Source organism: Pseudonocardia aurantiaca (genome assembly GCF_039526725.1).
Classification (GTDB): Bacteria; Actinomycetota; Actinomycetes; order Mycobacteriales; family Pseudonocardiaceae; genus Pseudonocardia; species Pseudonocardia aurantiaca.
Genome location: NZ_BAAAJG010000003.1, coordinates 245046 through 261275, shown reverse-complemented (window position 1 = coordinate 261275; position 16230 = coordinate 245046). Strand labels below are relative to the sequence as shown.

The following is a 16230-nucleotide window of genomic DNA, read 5'->3' as shown; positions in this document are numbered from 1 at the left end:
TCTACGGTGGGTTCCCGGCCCGGGCAGTTCCCGGCGAACTCAGCGCGTTGCACCAACGTTCCGTGCCCGCCCTGATCGCCCCGACCCCGCAGCCGGTCCCGATCGAAGAACCGTCCCCGACACCGCCCAGCGCGAGAGGTCCCCGCCATGAAGTTCCGGGTCGAACGCGACGTCCTGGCCGACGCCGCCGCGTGGGTGGCGCGCAGCCTTCCGGCGCGGCCGCCCGTTCCGGTGCTGGGTGGTGTGCTCATCGAGGCGGCGGCAGGCTCCGACGGTGACCGGTTGACCGTCTCCGGCTTCGACTACGAGACCTCGGCCAGGGTGGAACTCGACGCCACGATCGGCGATCCGGGCCGCGTGCTCGTCTCCGGGCGGTTGCTCGCCGACATCACCCGTGCGCTGCCGTCGAAGCCGGTCGACCTCGTGATCGACGGGGCCCGCGCGACGATCAACTGCGGCAGCAGCCGGTTCAGCCTGCCGACCATGCCGGTCGAGGACTACCCGCAGCTGCCGGCGATGCCGCAGCTCGCAGGTACGGTCGCGGCGGGCGAGCTCGCCGAGGCCGTGGCGCAGGTCGCAGTCGCGGCCGGGCGGGACGACACGTTGCCGATGCTCACCGGCATCCGGCTGGAGATCGAGGGCCCCCGGCTCACGCTGGCGGCCACCGACCGGTTCCGGCTCGCGGTGCGCGAGCTGGACTGGACGCCCGAGGACGACACACAGTCCAGCGCCGTGCTCATCCCGGCGCGCACGCTCGCCGAGGTTGCGAAGACGCTCGCGGGAGCCGGCACGGTCGAGATCGCGCTGTCGGCAGGCGACGGGATGCTCGGCGTCACCGGCGGCGGGCGGCGCGCGACCACCCGGCTGCTCGACGCGGAGTTCCCGCGGTTCCGCCAGCTGATCCCGGCCGAGTACACGAGCGCGGCGATCGTCGAGGTGGCTCCGCTCGTCGAGGCGATCAAGCGCGTCTCACTGGTCACCGACCGCGTCGCGCAGGTGCGGATGGAGTTCGGCGACGACGGTCTGCGCCTCGCGGCCGGCGGCGACGACGTCGGCAGCGCCGAGGAGGAGCTGCCGTGCGAGCTGGACGGGGCGCCGCTCACCATCGCGTTCAATCCGGGATACCTGCTCGACTCACTCGGTGCCCTGCACACCGACCGCGCGCAGTTGACCTTCACCACTCCGAACCGCCCAGCGCTGGTCCGGCCGGTGCCGGCGGCCCCGGCGGAGGAGAATGGCGGCGAGGAGACTGCAGAACCGGTGCCCGGCTACCTGCATTTGCTGATGCCCGTCCGCCTCCCTGGCTGAGGCCAGGAGCGCGCGGGCGACTCCGCCGACACGAGATCAGGAGTGGAACCGTGCAACTCGGACTCATCGGCCTCGGCCGGATGGGCGGGAACATGCGTGAGCGGCTGCGCGCGGCCGGCCACGAGGTGATCGGGTTCGACCCGCGTCCCGAGGTCAGCGACGTCAACTCGCTCGACGCGCTCGCCAAGGCGCTCAACGCCCCACGTGTGGTGTGGGTGATGGTCCCGTCCGGCGAGCCGACCAGGAGCACGGTGACCGCCCTCTCCGAGGTCCTCGAGCCGGGCGACCTGGTGATCGACGGCGGCAACTCGCGGTACACCGACGACGGGCCGAACGCCGCCCTGCTCGACGCGAAGGGGATCGGCTACCTCGACGTCGGCGTCTCCGGCGGGATCTGGGGCAAGGCAAACGGCTACGGGCTGATGGCGGGCGGCTCGCCCGAGCACGTCGAACGCGCGATGCCGATCTTCGACGCGCTGCGCCCCGAGGGACCGCGCGAGGAGGGCTTCGTGCACGCGGGTCCGGTCGGCGCCGGGCATTTCTCGAAGATGGTCCACAACGGCATCGAGTACGGCCTGATGCAGGCCTACGCCGAGGGCTTCGAGCTACTCTCGGCGGCCGAGCTGATCACCAACGTGCCCGGCGTGCTGCAGGCATGGTCGCGCGGCACAGTGGTGCGGTCCTGGCTGCTCGACCTGCTCGTCAACGCGCTGAAGGACGACCCGACGCTCGCCGCGCTCGAGGACTACGTCGAGGACTCCGGCGAGGGCCGGTGGACCATCGAGGAGGCCATCAAGCACGCGGTGCCGCTTCCCGTGATCTCGGCCGCGCTCTTCGCCCGGTTCGCTTCGCGCCAGGAGTCCTCGCCCGCGATGAAGGCCGTCGCCGCCCTGCGCCACCAGTTCGGCGGGCACGCCGTCAAGACGGCGACCGGCCCGTCCGGCGTCCCCGGCGAGCATGCGGGTCCGAGCTCCGGCACGGGCTCGACACAGGGCTGAGCCAGAGTGCACCTGCGGCGTCTCGCCGTCACCGACTTCCGCTCGTGGGCGAGTGCGGAGCTCGAGCTCGAACCGGGCGTGACCGTCCTCGTCGGCCCGAACGGTGTTGGCAAGACCAACCTCGTCGAGGCGGCGGGATACCTGGCGACGCTCGGCTCGCACCGGGTCGCCACCGACGCGCCGCTGATCCGCCGGGGGGCGGAGCGGGCAGTCGTCCGCGGGCTCGTGGTGCACCACGGCCGCGAGCTGGCCGTCGAGCTGGAGATCACGCCGGGGCGGGCGAACCGGGCGCGGGTCAACCGGGCACCCGTGGCCAAGCCGCGTGACGTGCTCGGCATCCTCCGCACGGTGCTGTTCGCGCCGGAGGACCTCGCGCTGGTGCGCGGCGACCCCGGCGAGCGCCGCCGGTTCCTCGACGACCTCCTCGTGTCGCGCTTCCCGCGCTACGCGGCGGTGCGCTCGGACTACGACCGGGTGCTGCGGCAGCGGTCCGCGCTGCTCAAGTCGGCGCGTGCGGGCGCGCGCGGCGGCGACCTCAGCACGCTCGACGTGTGGGACGGCCACCTGGCGCGGCACGGCGCGGCCCTGCTCACGGGCCGGCTGGAGCTGGTGGCGGGGATCACGCCGCTCGCCGTCGAGGCGTTCGCGGAGGTGGCACCGACGTCCGACCCCATCTCGCTGGGGTACCGGTCGAGCGTGGACGGAGAGCTGCCGCGCACCTCTGCGGAGCTGGAAGCGCTCCTGATCGACGAGCTGGCCAGGGTGCGGCGGCAGGAGGTTGAGCGCGGCGTCTGCCTGGTCGGGCCGCACCGCGACGACCTGGACCTGCGGCTGGGCGAGGGCCCGGCGAAGGGTTACGCGAGCCACGGGGAGTCGTGGGCGCTCGCGCTCGCGCTACGGCTGGCGTCGTACCGGTTGCTGTGCGCCGACGATGTCGAGCCGGTGCTCGTACTCGACGACGTGTTCGCGGAGCTCGACACCCGGCGCCGGACGGCGCTCGCCGCGGTCGCCGGCCGTGCCGAGCAGGTGCTGATCACCGCCGCGGTCGCGGAGGATGTGCCGGACGGTCTCGACGGCGCCCGGTTCTCGGTGGGCGGCGGTACGGTCGAGCTACTTCCGGAACAGGCCACGTCAGCGCGTTCACTGTGATACGTACCATCTGGGGACAACACTGTGGATACTGTGGATAACTTCCGCTCCGCTGGTGATGACGAGCCAAAACGACCGCCCGGCGTGGAGCATGAACCGCCCATCGCGCCTCATTTGGGTGATGTTGTCCCCAACCCTGGGGATGACGGGGCCTTGACCGCTGGTCGGAGCCGGGGCTCGGATCTCGCCCGCGAAGCACTCAGGGCGGCCCGCGCGGCCTCGGCCGACCGGGCGGCCAAACGCACGGCCGAGTTCCAGGGCCGCAAGCCCGCGTCGCCGCGGGGGCGCCGTCGCCGGTGGTCGGGCGCCGGCCCCGACGATCGCGACCCGCAGCCGTTCGGCCGGCTCGTGTCGCGGGTGGCGCTGGACCGCGGCTGGTCGCCCCGGCTGACCGACGCCACCGTGCTCGGCCGCTGGCCACACCTTGTGGGCGCCGAGATCGCGGACCACTGCACCCCGCTATCCCTGCGCGACGGCGAACTGGTCCTGCAGGCCGAGTCGACGGCGTGGGCCACGCAGCTGCGCACGTTGCAGCGGCAGCTGCTGGGCAGGCTGGCAGGCGCCGTCGGCAAGGACGTCGTGCGCCGGATCCGCGTCGTGGGACCGTCCGGGCCCAGCTGGCGGCGCGGACCCCGGCACGTGCGTGGCCGTGGCCCACGCGACACGTACGGCTGAGTACCCGGTACCCCGGACCCTTCCGGATGGCGACCGCCCGGCTGACGGCAAATCAGGGCGACGTGACGTCCCCGCAGCACGTTCGCAACCCCGTGGCGGCCGAGCGGACCCGTCGAAGTCACGGACCGGCGGTCTGAGGCCGTTCTAGGGGTGTCCTAGCCGGGTTTCTGTCCGGGCGCACCGGTATGATGGACAGTGTGTTCCGGGCGCACCCCGATCGCCCGGTCGAAAGGCTCCGAAGCGGGGGGCGCGCTCGCGCGCCCGCGGCGGGCCGTCGTGGCGAGGAGACAGTCAGCCCGTGCCGGAGAAGAAGAACGCCTACAGCGCATCGTCGATCACCGTCCTGGAGGGCCTGGAGGCGGTCCGCAAGCGCCCCGGCATGTACATCGGGTCCACGGGCGAGCGCGGCCTGCACCACCTGATCTGGGAAGTGGTGGACAACGCCGTCGACGAGGCGATGGCGGGGTACGCCACGCGTGTCGAGGTCGTGCTACAGGACGACGGCGGCGTGCGGGTGGTCGACGACGGCCGCGGCATCCCCGTGGGCATGCATCCGGTGGAGAAGCGGCCCGCCGTCGAGATGGTCCTCACCATGCTGCACGCGGGCGGGAAGTTCGACAGCGACTCCTACGCGGTGTCCGGCGGCCTGCACGGCGTGGGCGTCTCGGTGGTCAACGCCCTGTCCACGGCGCTCGACGTCGAGATCCACACCGACGGCTTCGTGTGGCGCCAGCACTACGCCCGCTCGGTTCCCGGTCCGCTGCGCAAGGGCGAGCCCACCAAGCGCACGGGGTCCACGGTCACGTTCTGGCCCGACGGCGACATCTTCGAGACGCTCACCTTCAACATCGAGACGATCCGCCGCCGCTTGCAGGAGATGGCGTTCCTCAACAAGGGCCTCACGATCATCCTGTGCGACGAGCGCAACGGCCACCCGGCCGAGGAGGAGGAGCCCGACGCCGAGGGCTACGTGGCGAAGGTGAAGGAGTACACCTTCTGCTACCCCAACGGGCTCGAGGACTTCGTCGCGCACCTCAACAAGAGCAAGGACCCGATCCACAAGAAGCTCGTCTCGTACACGGGCGAGGGTGAGGGCCACGCGGTCGAGGTGGCGATGCAGTGGAACTCCGGCTACACCGAGTCGGTCTACACGTTCGCCAACACGATCAACACGCACGAGGGCGGCACCCACGAGGAGGGCTTCCGCTCCGCGCTGACCACCACGGTCAACCGCTACGCGCGCGACAAGAAGCTGCTCAAGGAGAAGGACCCGGCCCTGTCGGGCGAGGACATCCGCGAGGGCCTGGCCGCGATCGTGTCGGTGAAGGTCAAGGAGCCCCAGTTCGAGGGCCAGACCAAGACGAAGCTCGGCAACACCGAGGTCAAGTCGTTCGTGCAGCGGGTCAGCAACGAGTGGCTCGCCGACTGGTTCGAGCGCAACCCCACCGAGGCCAAGACCATCGTCAACAAGGCGGTGTCCTCGGCGCAGGCCCGGATGGCGGCCCGCAAGGCGCGCGAGCTCGTGCGGCGCAAGAGCGCAGGCGACATCGGCGGCCTGCCGGGCAAGCTCGCCGACTGCCGGTCGACCGACCCGTCGAAGTCCGAGGTCTACGTCGTGGAGGGTGACTCCGCGGGCGGCTCGGCGAAGTCCGGCCGCGACTCGATGTACCAGGCGATCCTGCCGATCCGCGGCAAGATCATCAACGTAGAGAAGGCCCGGCTCGACCGGGTGCTCAAGAACACCGAGGTCCAGGCCATCATCACGGCGCTGGGCACCGGCATCCACGACGAGTTCGACCTGGCCAAGCTCCGCTACCACAAGATCGTGCTGATGGCCGACGCCGACGTCGACGGCCAGCACATCCGCACGCTGCTGCTCACCCTGCTGTTCCGCTTCATGCGGCCGCTGGTGGAGCACGGGCACGTCTTCCTCGCCCAGCCGCCGCTCTACAAGATCAAGTGGGGTGGCCGGGGCTCCGAGCCGGAGTTCGCCTACACCGACCGCGAGCGCGACGGCCTCATCGAGGCCGGCCGGGCGGCGGGCAAGAAGCTGCCCAAGGAAGAGGGCGTGCAGCGCTACAAGGGCCTCGGCGAGATGAACGCCAAGGAGCTGTGGGAGACCACGATGGACCCGGCCAACCGCACGCTGCTGCAGGTCACCCTCGACGACGCCGCAACCGCCGACGAGCTGTTCTCGATCCTGATGGGCGAGGACGTGGAGTCGCGCCGGTCGTTCATCACGCGCAACGCCAAGGACGTGCGGTTCCTGGACGTGTGATGCGAGTCCGGCCCCCTACCGCACGAGCAGAAGCTGAAGAAGGACTTTCGTGACCGATACCCTCGACCCCACGCTGCCGCCCGCCGGCGGTGGAGGCGACCGCACCGAGCCGGTCGACATCCAGCAGGAGATGCAGCGCTCCTACATCGACTACGCGATGAGCGTGATCGTCGGCCGGGCCCTGCCCCTGGTAGAGGACGGGCTCAAGCCGGTGCACCGGCGCGTCCTGTACTCGATGGGGGAGAACGGCTTCCGGCCGGACCGCTCCTACGTCAAATGTGCCCGCGTCGTAGGCGAGGTGATGGGTAACTACCACCCGCACGGCGACTCGGCGATCTACGACGCCCTTGTGCGGCTGGCGCAGCCGTGGGCGCTGCGCTACCCGCTGATCGACGGGCAGGGCAACTTCGGCTCCCGCGGCAACGACCCGGCGGCGGCGATGCGGTACACGGAGTGCCGCCTCTCGCCGCTCGCGATGGCGATGCTGCAGGACATCGACGAGGACACCGTCGACTTCGCCGACAACTACGACGGCAAGACGCAGGAGCCGGTCGTCCTGCCGTCGCGGGTGCCGAACCTGCTGATCAACGGCAGCGTCGGCATCGCCGTCGGCATGGCGACGAACATCCCGCCGCACAACCTCCGCGAGGTCGGCGCCGGCGTCGTCTGGGCGCTGGAGAACCACGAGGCCACCGACGAGGAGCTGCTCGAAGCGCTCATGGAGCGCATCAAGGGCCCCGACTTCCCCACCGCCGGCCTCATCGTCGGCCGCGACGGCATCGAGCAGGCCTACCGCACCGGTCGCGGCTCCGTGCGCATGCGCGCGGTGGTCGAGGTCGAGGAGGACGCCAAGGGGCGCACCATTCTCGTCGTCTCCGAGCTGCCCTACCAGGTCAACCCGGACAACCTCATCGAGTCGACCGCCGGCTTGGTCCGCGACGGCAAGCTCACGGGCGTCGCCGAGATCAACGACGAGTCGTCCGACCGCATCGGCATGCGGATCGTGTTCACGCTCAAGCGCGACGCGGTCGCGAAGGTCGTACTCAACAACCTGTACAAGCACACCCAGCTGCAGTACGGGTTCGGCGTCAACATGCTGGCGCTGGTCGACGGCGTGCCTCGCACGCTGCGGCTCGACCAGGTGGTGCGCAACTACATCCGCCACCAGGTCGAGGTCATCGTCCGGCGCACCCGCTACCGGCTGCGCAAGGCCGAGGAGCGGGCCCACATCCTCCGTGGCTACGTCAAGGCGCTCGACGCGCTCGACGAGGTCATCGCGCTGATCCGGGCGTCCGAGACGGTCGACGTCGCGCGCGCAGGCCTCATCGAGCTGCTCGACATCGACGACATCCAGGCCCAGGCGATCCTCGACATGCAGCTGCGACGCCTTGCCGCGCTGGAGCGCCAGAAGATCATCGACGAGCTGGCCGAGATCGAGCAGACCATCGCCGACCTCGAGGACATCCTGGCCAAGCCGGAGCGGCAGCGCACGATCGTGCGCGACGAGCTCAACGAGATCATCGAGAAGCACGGCGACGACCGCCGCACGCGGATCGTGGCCGACGACGGCGACGTCACCAACGAGGACCTCATCGCCGTCGAGGACGTGGTCGTCACGATCACGCAGACCGGTTACGCGAAGCGCACCAAGACCGACCTGTACCGCGCCCAGAAGCGCGGCGGCAAGGGCGTGCAGGGTGCACAGCTGAAGCAGGACGACATCGTCGCCCACTTCTTCGTGTGCTCCACTCACGACTGGATGCTGTTCTTCACGAACAAGGGGCGGGTCTACCGGCTGAAGGCCTACGAGCTGCCGGAGGCCAACCGCAGTGCACGCGGCCAGCACGTGGCCAACCTGCTCGCCTTCCAGCCGGACGAGCACATCGCCCAGGTCATGCAGATCAAGGACTACCAGGCCGCGCCCTATCTCGTCCTGGCGACGAGAACCGGCCTTGTGAAGAAGTCCCGGCTCACCGACTTCGACTCCAACCGCACCGGCGGTCTCATCGGCATCAACCTGCGCGAGGACGACGAGCTCGTCGGCGCGGTGCTGTGCTCGGCCGAGGACGACCTCCTGCTCGTGTCCGCCGAGGGCCAGTCCATCCGGTTCACCGCGAGCGACGAGGTGCTGCGCCCGATGGGACGCGCGACGTCGGGCGTGCTCGGCATGCGCTTCAACGCGGGCGACCGGCTGCTGTCGCTCGCGGTTGTCCAGCCCGACACGTTCGTGCTGGTCGCGACCGCGGGCGGGTACGCCAAGCGCACGCCGATCGAGGACTATCCGGTGCAAGGCCGGGGTGGCAAGGGTGTTCTGACCCTCCAGTACGACCGTCGTCGTGGCACTCTGGTCGGCGCGCTCATCGTCGGGCTCGATGACGAGCTGTACGCGATCACCTCGACGGGCGGGGTGATCCGCACGTCGGCCCGTGAGGTGCGCAAGGCTGGTCGGCAGACGAAGGGAGTCCGGCTGATGAACCTTGGCGAGAGCGCCACGCTGCTCGCGGTGGCACGAAACGCGGAGGATGACACCGACGACCCGACGTTGCGCTGACCGGGGCGGCCCGGACGAGCGCAGCGGTCACCCCCACAAGGTCCCGAGGAGACGTTCACCCCGTGAACGACACGACGAGCACACCGGACGACGCGGAGGGCCGCGGGCCCGTGGCCACTGGCGGCCAGGCCCCGGTCCCGCCGCAGGCGGACGGGACGGCGGCCAGTACTGACGCGGCCGCCGCGAACGGAGCCGCTGGTGGCGGCGGCACGGCCGGCACTGGGGAGCCGGTGGCCGCCCAGCAGGTCTCGCCACGGTCCGCGCCGGCGGGGGCGGACACACCGACCACCGAGCTGCGAATTCCCACGTCAGCCGGGAACGGGTCCGGGCCGCACCCGGCGCCGGGGGCTCCGGCCGAGGTGCCTGTCACGGCGGTCCCCGGCACGCACGACACGCAGGCCGACCAGTCCGGATCGTCCGGACCGTCTGGACCGCCCTCGAGCCCGCCCCCGAGCCCGGCCCCGCGCCCGTCTCCGGCGCCACGGGCACCTGAGCCCGCCCGGGGGCCGGTGCCAGGACCGGGACCGCAGGCCGCGGCCCCGCCGCCGTGGCACCGGATGCCCGGCCCGGAGGCGGCGGCTCCGCCGCATCCCCCGCGACAGGCGCAGTACCCCGCCAGGGAGCCCGCGATCGGCGGGCTGCTCGACGAGGGCCCCACCGCGTTCCTCGAACCTCCCACTCCTCCTGGAGAGGACGCGCGTGGCGGCGACAACGCCGCCACGGCCAACGGTTCGGCCGGCTCCGAGTCCGAAAGTTGGGCGTCCGTGCGGGCGGTCCGCAACCGGCCGCCGCGCCAGGCCGCGCTGCAGCTCAAGCGGCTCGACCCCTGGTCGGCGCTCAAACTCGGCCTGGTGCTCGCCGTGGTGCTGTTCTTCATCTGGTTGGTGGCGGTCGGCGTCCTGTACGGGGTGCTCGACGGCATGGGCGTCTGGGACCGCCTGAACGGCACGTACGCCGACCTGGTGTCCGGGCAGGCCCAGGGCGGCAGCCCGCTGATCAGCGCGGGACGAGTGTTCGGCTTCGCCGCGGTGATCGGGGCGATCAACAGCCTCCTGTTCGCCGTCGCGGTCACGGTGGGGGCGTTCGTCTACAACGTCTCGGCCGACCTGGTCGGCGGCATCGAGGTCACCCTCTCCGAACGGGACTGACCTTGCCCGGGTGAGACCGGGGTATCCGGTTGGAGGCGGCCGAGGACGCTGGGGTAGCCTCGTCCTCGCCGCAGGGGCCCATAGCTCAGTTGGTTAGAGCGCGTCGCTGATAACGACGAGGTCGCTGGTTCAAATCCAGCTGGGCCCACTCCCATCCGCGACAACAAGGACGTGATCCGTGTGAAGAAGCTTCTCGCTGTTGTCGTCGCACTCGCGGCGGGTGCGCTGGTCTTCTCCAAGGTCCGGGCCTCCCGCTCCGAGGGTGACCTGTGGCACGAGGCCACCAAGAACTGACCCGGGCACGATACCGCCCGCGCCGAGCGGGTAACGTCCCGCTCGTATGGGGACGTAGCTCAATTGGCAGAGCACCGCCTTTGCAAGGCGGGGGTTAGGGGTTCGATTCCCCTCGTCTCCACCGATCTGACCAGCGGAAACACTGGGCAGGGCAGGGGCCCGGAGCACGGGTCTGCATGACGCAGGATGTGACGCAAAGTCGCCTATCGTGCTGCTCGTGGCGAGGGCGACGAACCCGCGTAAACGTGAGCGGGGCGGCATCGACGAGCTCCCGAGCGGTGCCTTGCGCGTGCGCGTCTACGCTGGCACCGACCCGATCACCAAGCGCCGTCACGACTTGGTCGAGGTGATCCTGGCCGGTCCGAACGCGTGGGATCGAGCCGACGAGGTGCGTCGGCGGTTCGTCGACGAGGTGAAGCAGCGACGCAGCCCGCGCACGACAGCGACCGTCAACCACCTTGCTCGACCGCTACCTCGACCAGCACCAGGGCGGGAAACGCACCGTCACGGGCTACCGCGAGTACGTGGACAAGCACGTCCGGCCGTTCATCGGCAAGCGGAAGGTCGGCGACCTTGACGCCGACATCTTGGACTCGCTCTATGCCGAGATGCGGCGATGCCGGGACCACTGCACCCATCGGAAGCAAATCGACCACCGGACCCCGATGCGCACGAGTGCGACCACCGGTGCGGCCCACACCGCTGCAAGCCGCTGGGTAACGCGACGATCAGGAAGATCCACTACATCCTTAGCGGCGCCTACAAGCGGGCTGTCCGCTGGCGCTGGGTGGGCGCGAGCCCGATGGACCAGGCCGAGCCGCCCCCGGTGCCATCGCCTGACCCGCAGCCGCCGACACCTGACGAGGCAGCGTGCTTGATCGCCGAATCGTTCCGGGTCGATCCGGACTGGGGCATGCTCGTCTGGCTCACGATGGTCAGCGGTGCCCGCCGAGGCGAGCTGTGTGCATTGCGTTGGCGGCACGTCGACCTCGAACGCGCCGTCGTCACCGTCCGCCGGGCCATTGCTCAGGACGGCAACGACACCGAGGAGAAGGACACCAAGACCCATCAGCGCAGGCACGTCACCATCGATCCGGGCACCGTCGCTGCGCTCACCGAGCACCGCCAGCGATGGGAAGCGCGCGCGGCCGCACTCGTATTCGAGATGTCGCCCGATGCGTTCGTGTTCTCAAACTCGCCGGACGGCGCCACCAGCCGCAAGCCGTCGTCGGTAACACAGCGATACGGGCGAATGGCGGATCGGCTCGGGATCGACACGCACCTGCATAACCTGCGGCACTACTCGGCAACAGAGCTGATAGCCGCCGGCGTCGATGTGCGTACTGTTGCGGGTCGGCTCGGGCACGGTGGCGGCGGGACCCGGGACCACAACGTTGCGGGTGTACGCAGCGTGGGTGGCAGAGGCCGGCCAGCGCGCGGCGCAGGGGCTCGCCGACCGTCTTCCGGCTCGCCCGACGCCGGCCACGTCGAACGAGGCTGAGCGTGCTCGAACCGATCCGCGCAGTCCGTACGAGCGGGTAGCTGTCGAGCTCCTGGCCCGCGTGGTTGCGGGGTCGATCGAGGTCGGCGATCAGCTCCCGACCGGCAAGCAGCTCGGAGCCGAGTTCGGCGTCGCGACGGCGACCGCACAGCGTGCCGTTGCTCTGCTCCAGACATGGGGAGTAGTTGAGGTGAGTCGAGGTCGGCGTGCGGTGGTTTGCGCGAGCGCCGTTGCCCCAGACCGCGCGACCCCCAAGTACCTGGCGGAGGCGACGGGAGAGCCGTCGTGACATGATCGATGGCGTCTTCGCCGATGCGTTCGAGAAGCTGGAAGATTTAGAAGCCCGAGGTGGTGCGCCAGAGATCTCCTCTGCGTCGCTGGCGAACCTGCGCGACCCGCAGCGATCATCGACAATCTCAACCGCATCCGTCGAGCAATTTCAGTCGACCCGGCTCAAGCGGTCGGGAGTGCCAAGGAGCTGATCGAGAGCACCGCCAAGGTCGTGCTGATCGAGCGAGGCCAGCCGGTCGACGACAGAGCGGATCTGCCAGCACTCGTCAAGGAAGCGCAGCAGGCGCTCATGCTCCATCCGGCGCAGGCCACGCCGGACCCAGACGGCACCGACGCCGTAAAGAAAATTCTCGGTGGCGTGTCGGCGATTGCGATCGGTGTTGCAGGACACACTCGCCGATTTGAATGCGCCGTGGCAGTCGACGGAGGCAGAACCCGGACCCTCGCCTGCTCGCCAGCCGAGACATTGATGGTGCTCTCTGAATAGGGCCAGTCCTGCTCTCTGAAATTCCCCAGTTGGGGGTGTCCTGTCGGCGCGTCGTTTGCGCTGGTCAACGGCCCCGGGTGACGGTTTCGGTGCTGATCACCGTGACGGTTGCCGGAGGCGTGGATGCTCACTCTGGAGGAAGACGTGGAGGCGCAGGCGCTGCGTGCTCAAGGCTGGTCGGTCTCGGCGATCGCGCGACATCTCGGGCGTGACCGCAAGACCATTCGGTACCTGTCCGGCGACGTGGTGCCGGGAAAGCGTCGGCCGGAGGGGCCGGATCCGTTCGAGCCGTTCGTCGCCTACTGCCGGGCTCCGTTGGCCGATGACCCGCACTTGTGGCCGGCGACGCTGTTGGACGAGGTCGCCGAAACTCGGCTACGGCGGCGGCTACTCGACGTTCATCCGGGCGCTACGGCGCTACCAGTTGCGTCTGCATTGCGAACCGTGTCAGGTCTCCCGGGGTCGTGACGTCGCGATCATCACGCAGCCACCTGGTGAGGAACCCAGTGACTGGGTCGAGCTTCCTGACCCGCCCGCGGCCTGAGGGCCAGCGATGCGCAAACGCGGCCGGAGGCCCGATCTTGTGTCACCGTTCGCAGTGGACTTCTTCGCGTACCCGCTCAGATCGGTCAACGGCGCACCCGATAGCGCAGGTGAAGCACCCGGTTGCCCTGAATCACCACGTCAGGATCCTCCAACAGGTGCTGCGCGTGGACCGACCCGAAGTAGCGCTTGCCGGACCCGAACACCACGGGTACGACGTCCATGCGCACCTCGTCGATCAGGCCCGCGGCAAGCACCTGGCCACCGACGTCGCCAGCGGCGACCTCGACCATGCGGTCACCCGCAAGCTCCTGCGCCTTGGCCACGGCTGCCTCGACGCCGTCGACGAAGTGAAACGGCGCCTCGGGGTCCCAGCCCTCGGGCTCCGGCCGGTGCGTCACGACGACCACGTGGTCGATCCCGCCCGGAGGCTTCCCGTCCCAGCCGTCCGTCATGTCGAAGACGTGGCGGCCGACGAGTGTCGCCCCGATCTGGTCCCAGTACGGCCGGGTGTAGTCGTAGGACGTCTGCGACACCTTCAGTACGCCGCTCTCGTCCAACGGGACGTCACCGCTGGACAACCAGTCGAACAGCGGTCCGGGCTGGTCATTCTCGTCCGCGACGAAGCCGTCCACCGACACCGAGCTGTACATGACCACCTTGCCCACGGGGCTCTCCTCTGCTTTGGGGTGCCCCAAATTAGCGTGTCGTGAGCTGTCGCTCTTGTAAGAAAATCAATCGGCCGGCAGCGGCCAGCCGTCCCGCGCGTGGCCGGGATGTTCGCGCAGGAACCGCCGCCGGACTTCGACGTACCGGGTCGGCGTGAGCCGGTGAACGCCCGGAACTCGTGGCCGAAGTGGGCCTGATCGAAGTAGCCTGCGCCACCGGCGAGGTCGCCCAGTCGATCGGTCCGGCGGGGTTGATCGCGAACACGCGGTAGGTGCGGGCCAGCCGCTTCGGCGTGACGCCGATGAGCTCCTTGAACCGCTGTGCCAGATGAGTGCTGCTGACACCGGCTGCCACCCTCAGTTCGCCGATCGCCACCGCCCCGCTGGTCGCCGCGATGACGCTGCTCGTATGGCGGACCAGCCCCAGGCCGGCGGTCTCGCACAGCCGTCGCATTAGCTCCTCCTCGAGCAGCGTCAGCATCTCGTGCGGTCCGTTTGAGCGGCTGCGTGCGAGGCCCCGGCCAGCGCGTCGAGAGCGCGTCGAGCCAGTAGGCGAGACGGCGGTGTCGAGCGCGTCAACCGAACGGTGCGACGGAACCACTACATCGAGGACGCGTTCGACGCAGCTGGGCGCGTCCCAGCCGGGATCGACGTAACGCCGCCCGACGCCTCTTGAGCGCGTGCGATGTTTCTTCGTCGCATCACTCGGCGAAGAACGGCTCCAGCACGGAGGCGAACACCGTGGGCTCGGCGACATGCGACTGGCCTTCGACGATTCGACGCTCGGCCTTCGGGACAGCCGCTGTGATCGCGTCGGCCGCTTCGTCGAAGAAGCCGGGCCGCAGACCTCCCATGTGCGGATCCGCGACGCCGCCCGTCGCCACCAGCGTGGGCTGTGTGATGGTCGCCAGCCGGTCGATCGGTGGCCGCCCGCCTCCCATGCATGCTGCGTCGTAGGCGAGCGTGGGCGCGATCGCCATCAGGCCGGGCCAGAACGAGGAGCTGCGTGCCCCGGCGATGTCCTCTTCGGCCGCGCCCGCCAGACGCATGAACTGCTCTACTGCCTCCGCCCGGCGGCCGGCGGCAAGCGCCGCGGTCAACCGATCGACGTACTCCGCCCAGCCCTGCACGCTCGCGTCGTCGCTCATGTACGGGACCTCGTAGACGGCGATCCGGTCGACGGGGAGTCCGGCGGCGACCGCCTCCAGGGCGAGCGCGCCACCCGAGGAGGAACCGAACAGGTGTGCCGATCCGCCGGCCTCCGTGATGAGGGCCTCGATGTCTTCGATCTCGCGCTCCACGGCGTACGGCGGTGTGTCGCCACTCTCGCCCCGCCCGCGCCGGGCGTAGTTGAACACAGTGAAGTGCTGCGCCAGCTCCGGGACGAGCGCCGCGTTCTCCGAGCCGTCGTCCAGGCCCCCACCCACCAGGATGACCGCAGGGCCGACCCCGGCGCGCTGATACGCGATCGACGTGCCATCCCTCGACACCGCAACGCTCATTCCGGGCTCCTCCCTCGGGTCACTCACGGCCTCGCTCCTATATTAGGAGTTTATGCTGCTCAAGAACAAGCACCGGAGATAGCATCGGGTGATGCGTGGCTACAACGATGCGTGCGGCATCGCCCGGGCACTGGGCGCCGTTGGCGAACGGTGGGCACTGCTCGTGGTGCGTGAACTGATCTTCGGCCCCAAGCGTTTCGCTGATCTGCGGCGCGGGCTGGCCGGGATCAGCGAGAACGTCTTGTCCCAGCGCCTACGGGACCTGGAGCAGGCGGGAGTTGTGTCCCGGCGCAGGTTCGGGCCGCCGAGCAGCTTCTGGGCGTACGACCTGACCGACATGGGACGCGACCTCGAGCCGGTGCTGACGGCGCTCGCCCAGTGGGGCACCAGGCTTTCCGTCGACGATTCGGCGAACCCGAGCCTGAGCACCGACGCGTTGGTCTTCGCTCTGAAGACCACCTTCGACGCCGAGATCGCCGGTCCACTCACCGCAGCCGTTCAACTACGGATCAGCGACGACCGGTTCCACGCCCGCGTCGAGAACGGAGAGTTCCGTGTGGCGCGCGGTGAGATCGATGAGCCCGATGTCACGATCACGGCCGACGCACCGATTCTTCAAGCCCTCGTGTTCGCCGATCGGCCCCTCGCACAGGCCGAACAGTCCGGCGACGCCACGATCGTCGGCGCCCGCGAGGTCGCCGAGCACCTGCTGCGGTGCTTCCCCCGGACGGTCCGCGTCACGCGCTGACCAGGCTGCGCGACGCGGCTTCGCAGGTACCCAGCTCCGCCGGACCGCCCGAGAGCTGACCGCTCGGCGGACTCCAGACCGTACCGACA

At 69.8% G+C, this 16230-nt stretch carries 16 protein-coding genes, 2 tRNA genes and 1 pseudogene; 14 read left to right on the top strand and 5 right to left on the bottom strand.

The window, feature by feature from the left end; translation table 11 throughout:
- Positions 1-147: 147 nt before the first annotated feature.
- From dnaN to ABD143_RS05745, 10 genes are all read left to right on the top strand, one after another.
- Entirely contained in the window at positions 148-1308 is a 1161-nt protein-coding gene (gene dnaN / locus ABD143_RS05790; protein ID WP_343972252.1) for a DNA polymerase III subunit beta, read from the top strand.
- A gap of 50 nt (positions 1309-1358) precedes the next feature.
- Positions 1359-2306 (top strand): phosphogluconate dehydrogenase (NAD(+)-dependent, decarboxylating), encoded by a 948-nt coding sequence (gene gnd, locus ABD143_RS05785; RefSeq protein WP_343972249.1) that lies wholly within the window; start codon positions 1359-1361, stop codon positions 2304-2306.
- Positions 2307-2312: 6 nt separating this feature from the next.
- Positions 2313-3455 carry a DNA replication/repair protein RecF gene (gene recF / locus ABD143_RS05780; protein WP_343972247.1) on the top strand — a complete coding sequence of 381 codons (1143 nt, stop codon included), beginning with the start codon at positions 2313-2315 and terminating at the stop codon, positions 3453-3455.
- Positions 3456-3608: 153 nt separating this feature from the next.
- The gene (locus ABD143_RS05775) at positions 3609-4130 is read left to right on the top strand and encodes a DciA family protein (protein ID WP_343972244.1); all 522 of its coding nucleotides are present in this window, start codon (positions 3609-3611) and stop codon (positions 4128-4130) included.
- Between the two features lie 298 nt (positions 4131-4428).
- Positions 4429-6408 (top strand): DNA topoisomerase (ATP-hydrolyzing) subunit B, encoded by a 1980-nt coding sequence (gyrB, locus tag ABD143_RS05770; protein ID WP_343972241.1) that lies wholly within the window; start codon positions 4429-4431, stop codon positions 6406-6408.
- 49 nt (positions 6409-6457) lie between these two features.
- Positions 6458-8959, top strand: a complete 2502-nt coding sequence (gene gyrA / locus ABD143_RS05765; protein WP_343972238.1) for a DNA gyrase subunit A — start codon at positions 6458-6460, stop codon at positions 8957-8959.
- 62 nt (positions 8960-9021) lie between these two features.
- A complete protein-coding gene (locus ABD143_RS38120; protein ID WP_379659606.1) occupies positions 9022-10107 on the top strand; it encodes a DUF3566 domain-containing protein in 1086 nt (361 codons plus the stop codon).
- Positions 10108-10181: 74 nt separating this feature from the next.
- Positions 10182-10255 (top strand) — tRNA-Ile (locus tag ABD143_RS05755).
- Between the two features lie 32 nt (positions 10256-10287).
- Positions 10288-10401: a DLW-39 family protein gene (locus ABD143_RS05750; protein WP_343972235.1), complete on the top strand. Its 114-nt coding sequence runs from the start codon at positions 10288-10290 to the stop codon at positions 10399-10401.
- Positions 10402-10449: 48 nt separating this feature from the next.
- Positions 10450-10522 (top strand) — tRNA-Ala (locus ABD143_RS05745).
- A gap of 328 nt (positions 10523-10850) precedes the next feature.
- Here ABD143_RS05745 and ABD143_RS05740 read toward each other — a convergent pair.
- Positions 10851-11057 carry a hypothetical protein gene (locus ABD143_RS05740; RefSeq protein WP_343972232.1) on the bottom strand — a complete coding sequence of 69 codons (207 nt, stop codon included), beginning with the start codon at positions 11055-11057 and terminating at the stop codon, positions 10851-10853.
- 218 nt (positions 11058-11275) lie between these two features.
- Here ABD143_RS05740 and ABD143_RS05735 point away from each other — a divergent pair, with 218 nt between their 5' ends.
- Both ABD143_RS05735 and ABD143_RS05730 read left to right on the top strand, forming a co-directional pair.
- Entirely contained in the window at positions 11276-11902 is a 627-nt protein-coding gene (locus tag ABD143_RS05735; RefSeq protein WP_343972229.1) for a site-specific integrase, read from the top strand.
- Positions 11802-12191, top strand: a complete 390-nt coding sequence (locus ABD143_RS05730) for a GntR family transcriptional regulator (protein ID WP_343972226.1) — start codon at positions 11802-11804, stop codon at positions 12189-12191. The genes ABD143_RS05735 and ABD143_RS05730 overlap by 101 nt, the downstream gene beginning before the upstream one ends.
- Before the next feature lie 150 nt (positions 12192-12341).
- On the opposite strand, the gene ABD143_RS05725 is transcribed toward ABD143_RS05730, so the two are convergent.
- Positions 12342-12584 carry a hypothetical protein gene (locus tag ABD143_RS05725; RefSeq protein WP_343972224.1) on the bottom strand — a complete coding sequence of 81 codons (243 nt, stop codon included), beginning with the start codon at positions 12582-12584 and terminating at the stop codon, positions 12342-12344.
- A gap of 219 nt (positions 12585-12803) precedes the next feature.
- Between ABD143_RS05725 and ABD143_RS38115 the strand changes: the two genes are divergently transcribed.
- Positions 12804-13148 carry a helix-turn-helix domain-containing protein gene (locus tag ABD143_RS38115; RefSeq protein WP_379659605.1) on the top strand — a complete coding sequence of 115 codons (345 nt, stop codon included), beginning with the start codon at positions 12804-12806 and terminating at the stop codon, positions 13146-13148.
- 161 nt (positions 13149-13309) lie between these two features.
- Here ABD143_RS38115 and ABD143_RS05715 read toward each other — a convergent pair whose 3' ends face one another.
- The 3 genes and pseudogenes from ABD143_RS05715 to ABD143_RS05705 all read right to left on the bottom strand — a co-directional run bounded on the left by ABD143_RS05715 (position 13310) and on the right by ABD143_RS05705 (position 15420).
- Positions 13310-13891, bottom strand: coding sequence for a dihydrofolate reductase family protein (locus ABD143_RS05715; RefSeq protein WP_343972222.1), 582 nt, complete (start codon positions 13889-13891; stop codon positions 13310-13312).
- Positions 13892-13957: 66 nt separating this feature from the next.
- Positions 13958-14390 (bottom strand): annotated as a pseudogene (locus ABD143_RS05710) (helix-turn-helix domain-containing protein); the annotation flags it as partial.
- 202 nt (positions 14391-14592) lie between these two features.
- Positions 14593-15420, bottom strand: coding sequence for an alpha/beta fold hydrolase (locus tag ABD143_RS05705; protein WP_343972220.1), 828 nt, complete (start codon positions 15418-15420; stop codon positions 14593-14595).
- 64 nt (positions 15421-15484) lie between these two features.
- Between ABD143_RS05705 and ABD143_RS05700 the strand changes: the two genes are divergently transcribed.
- Entirely contained in the window at positions 15485-16141 is a 657-nt protein-coding gene (locus ABD143_RS05700) for a winged helix-turn-helix transcriptional regulator (RefSeq protein ID WP_343972218.1), read from the top strand.
- The last annotated feature ends 89 nt before the right edge of the window (positions 16142-16230 follow it).

What these genes read in the sequence shown, in the direction of transcription:
- dnaN (WP_343972252.1), top strand. Translation starts at nt 148, where the DNA reads ATGAAGTTCCGGGTCGAACGCGACGTCCTGGCCGACGCCGCCGCGTGG.
- ABD143_RS38115 (WP_379659605.1), top strand. Translation starts at nt 12,804, where the DNA reads ATGCTCACTCTGGAGGAAGACGTGGAGGCGCAGGCGCTGCGTGCTCAA.
- ABD143_RS05700 (WP_343972218.1), top strand. Translation starts at nt 15,485, where the DNA reads ATGCGTGGCTACAACGATGCGTGCGGCATCGCCCGGGCACTGGGCGCC.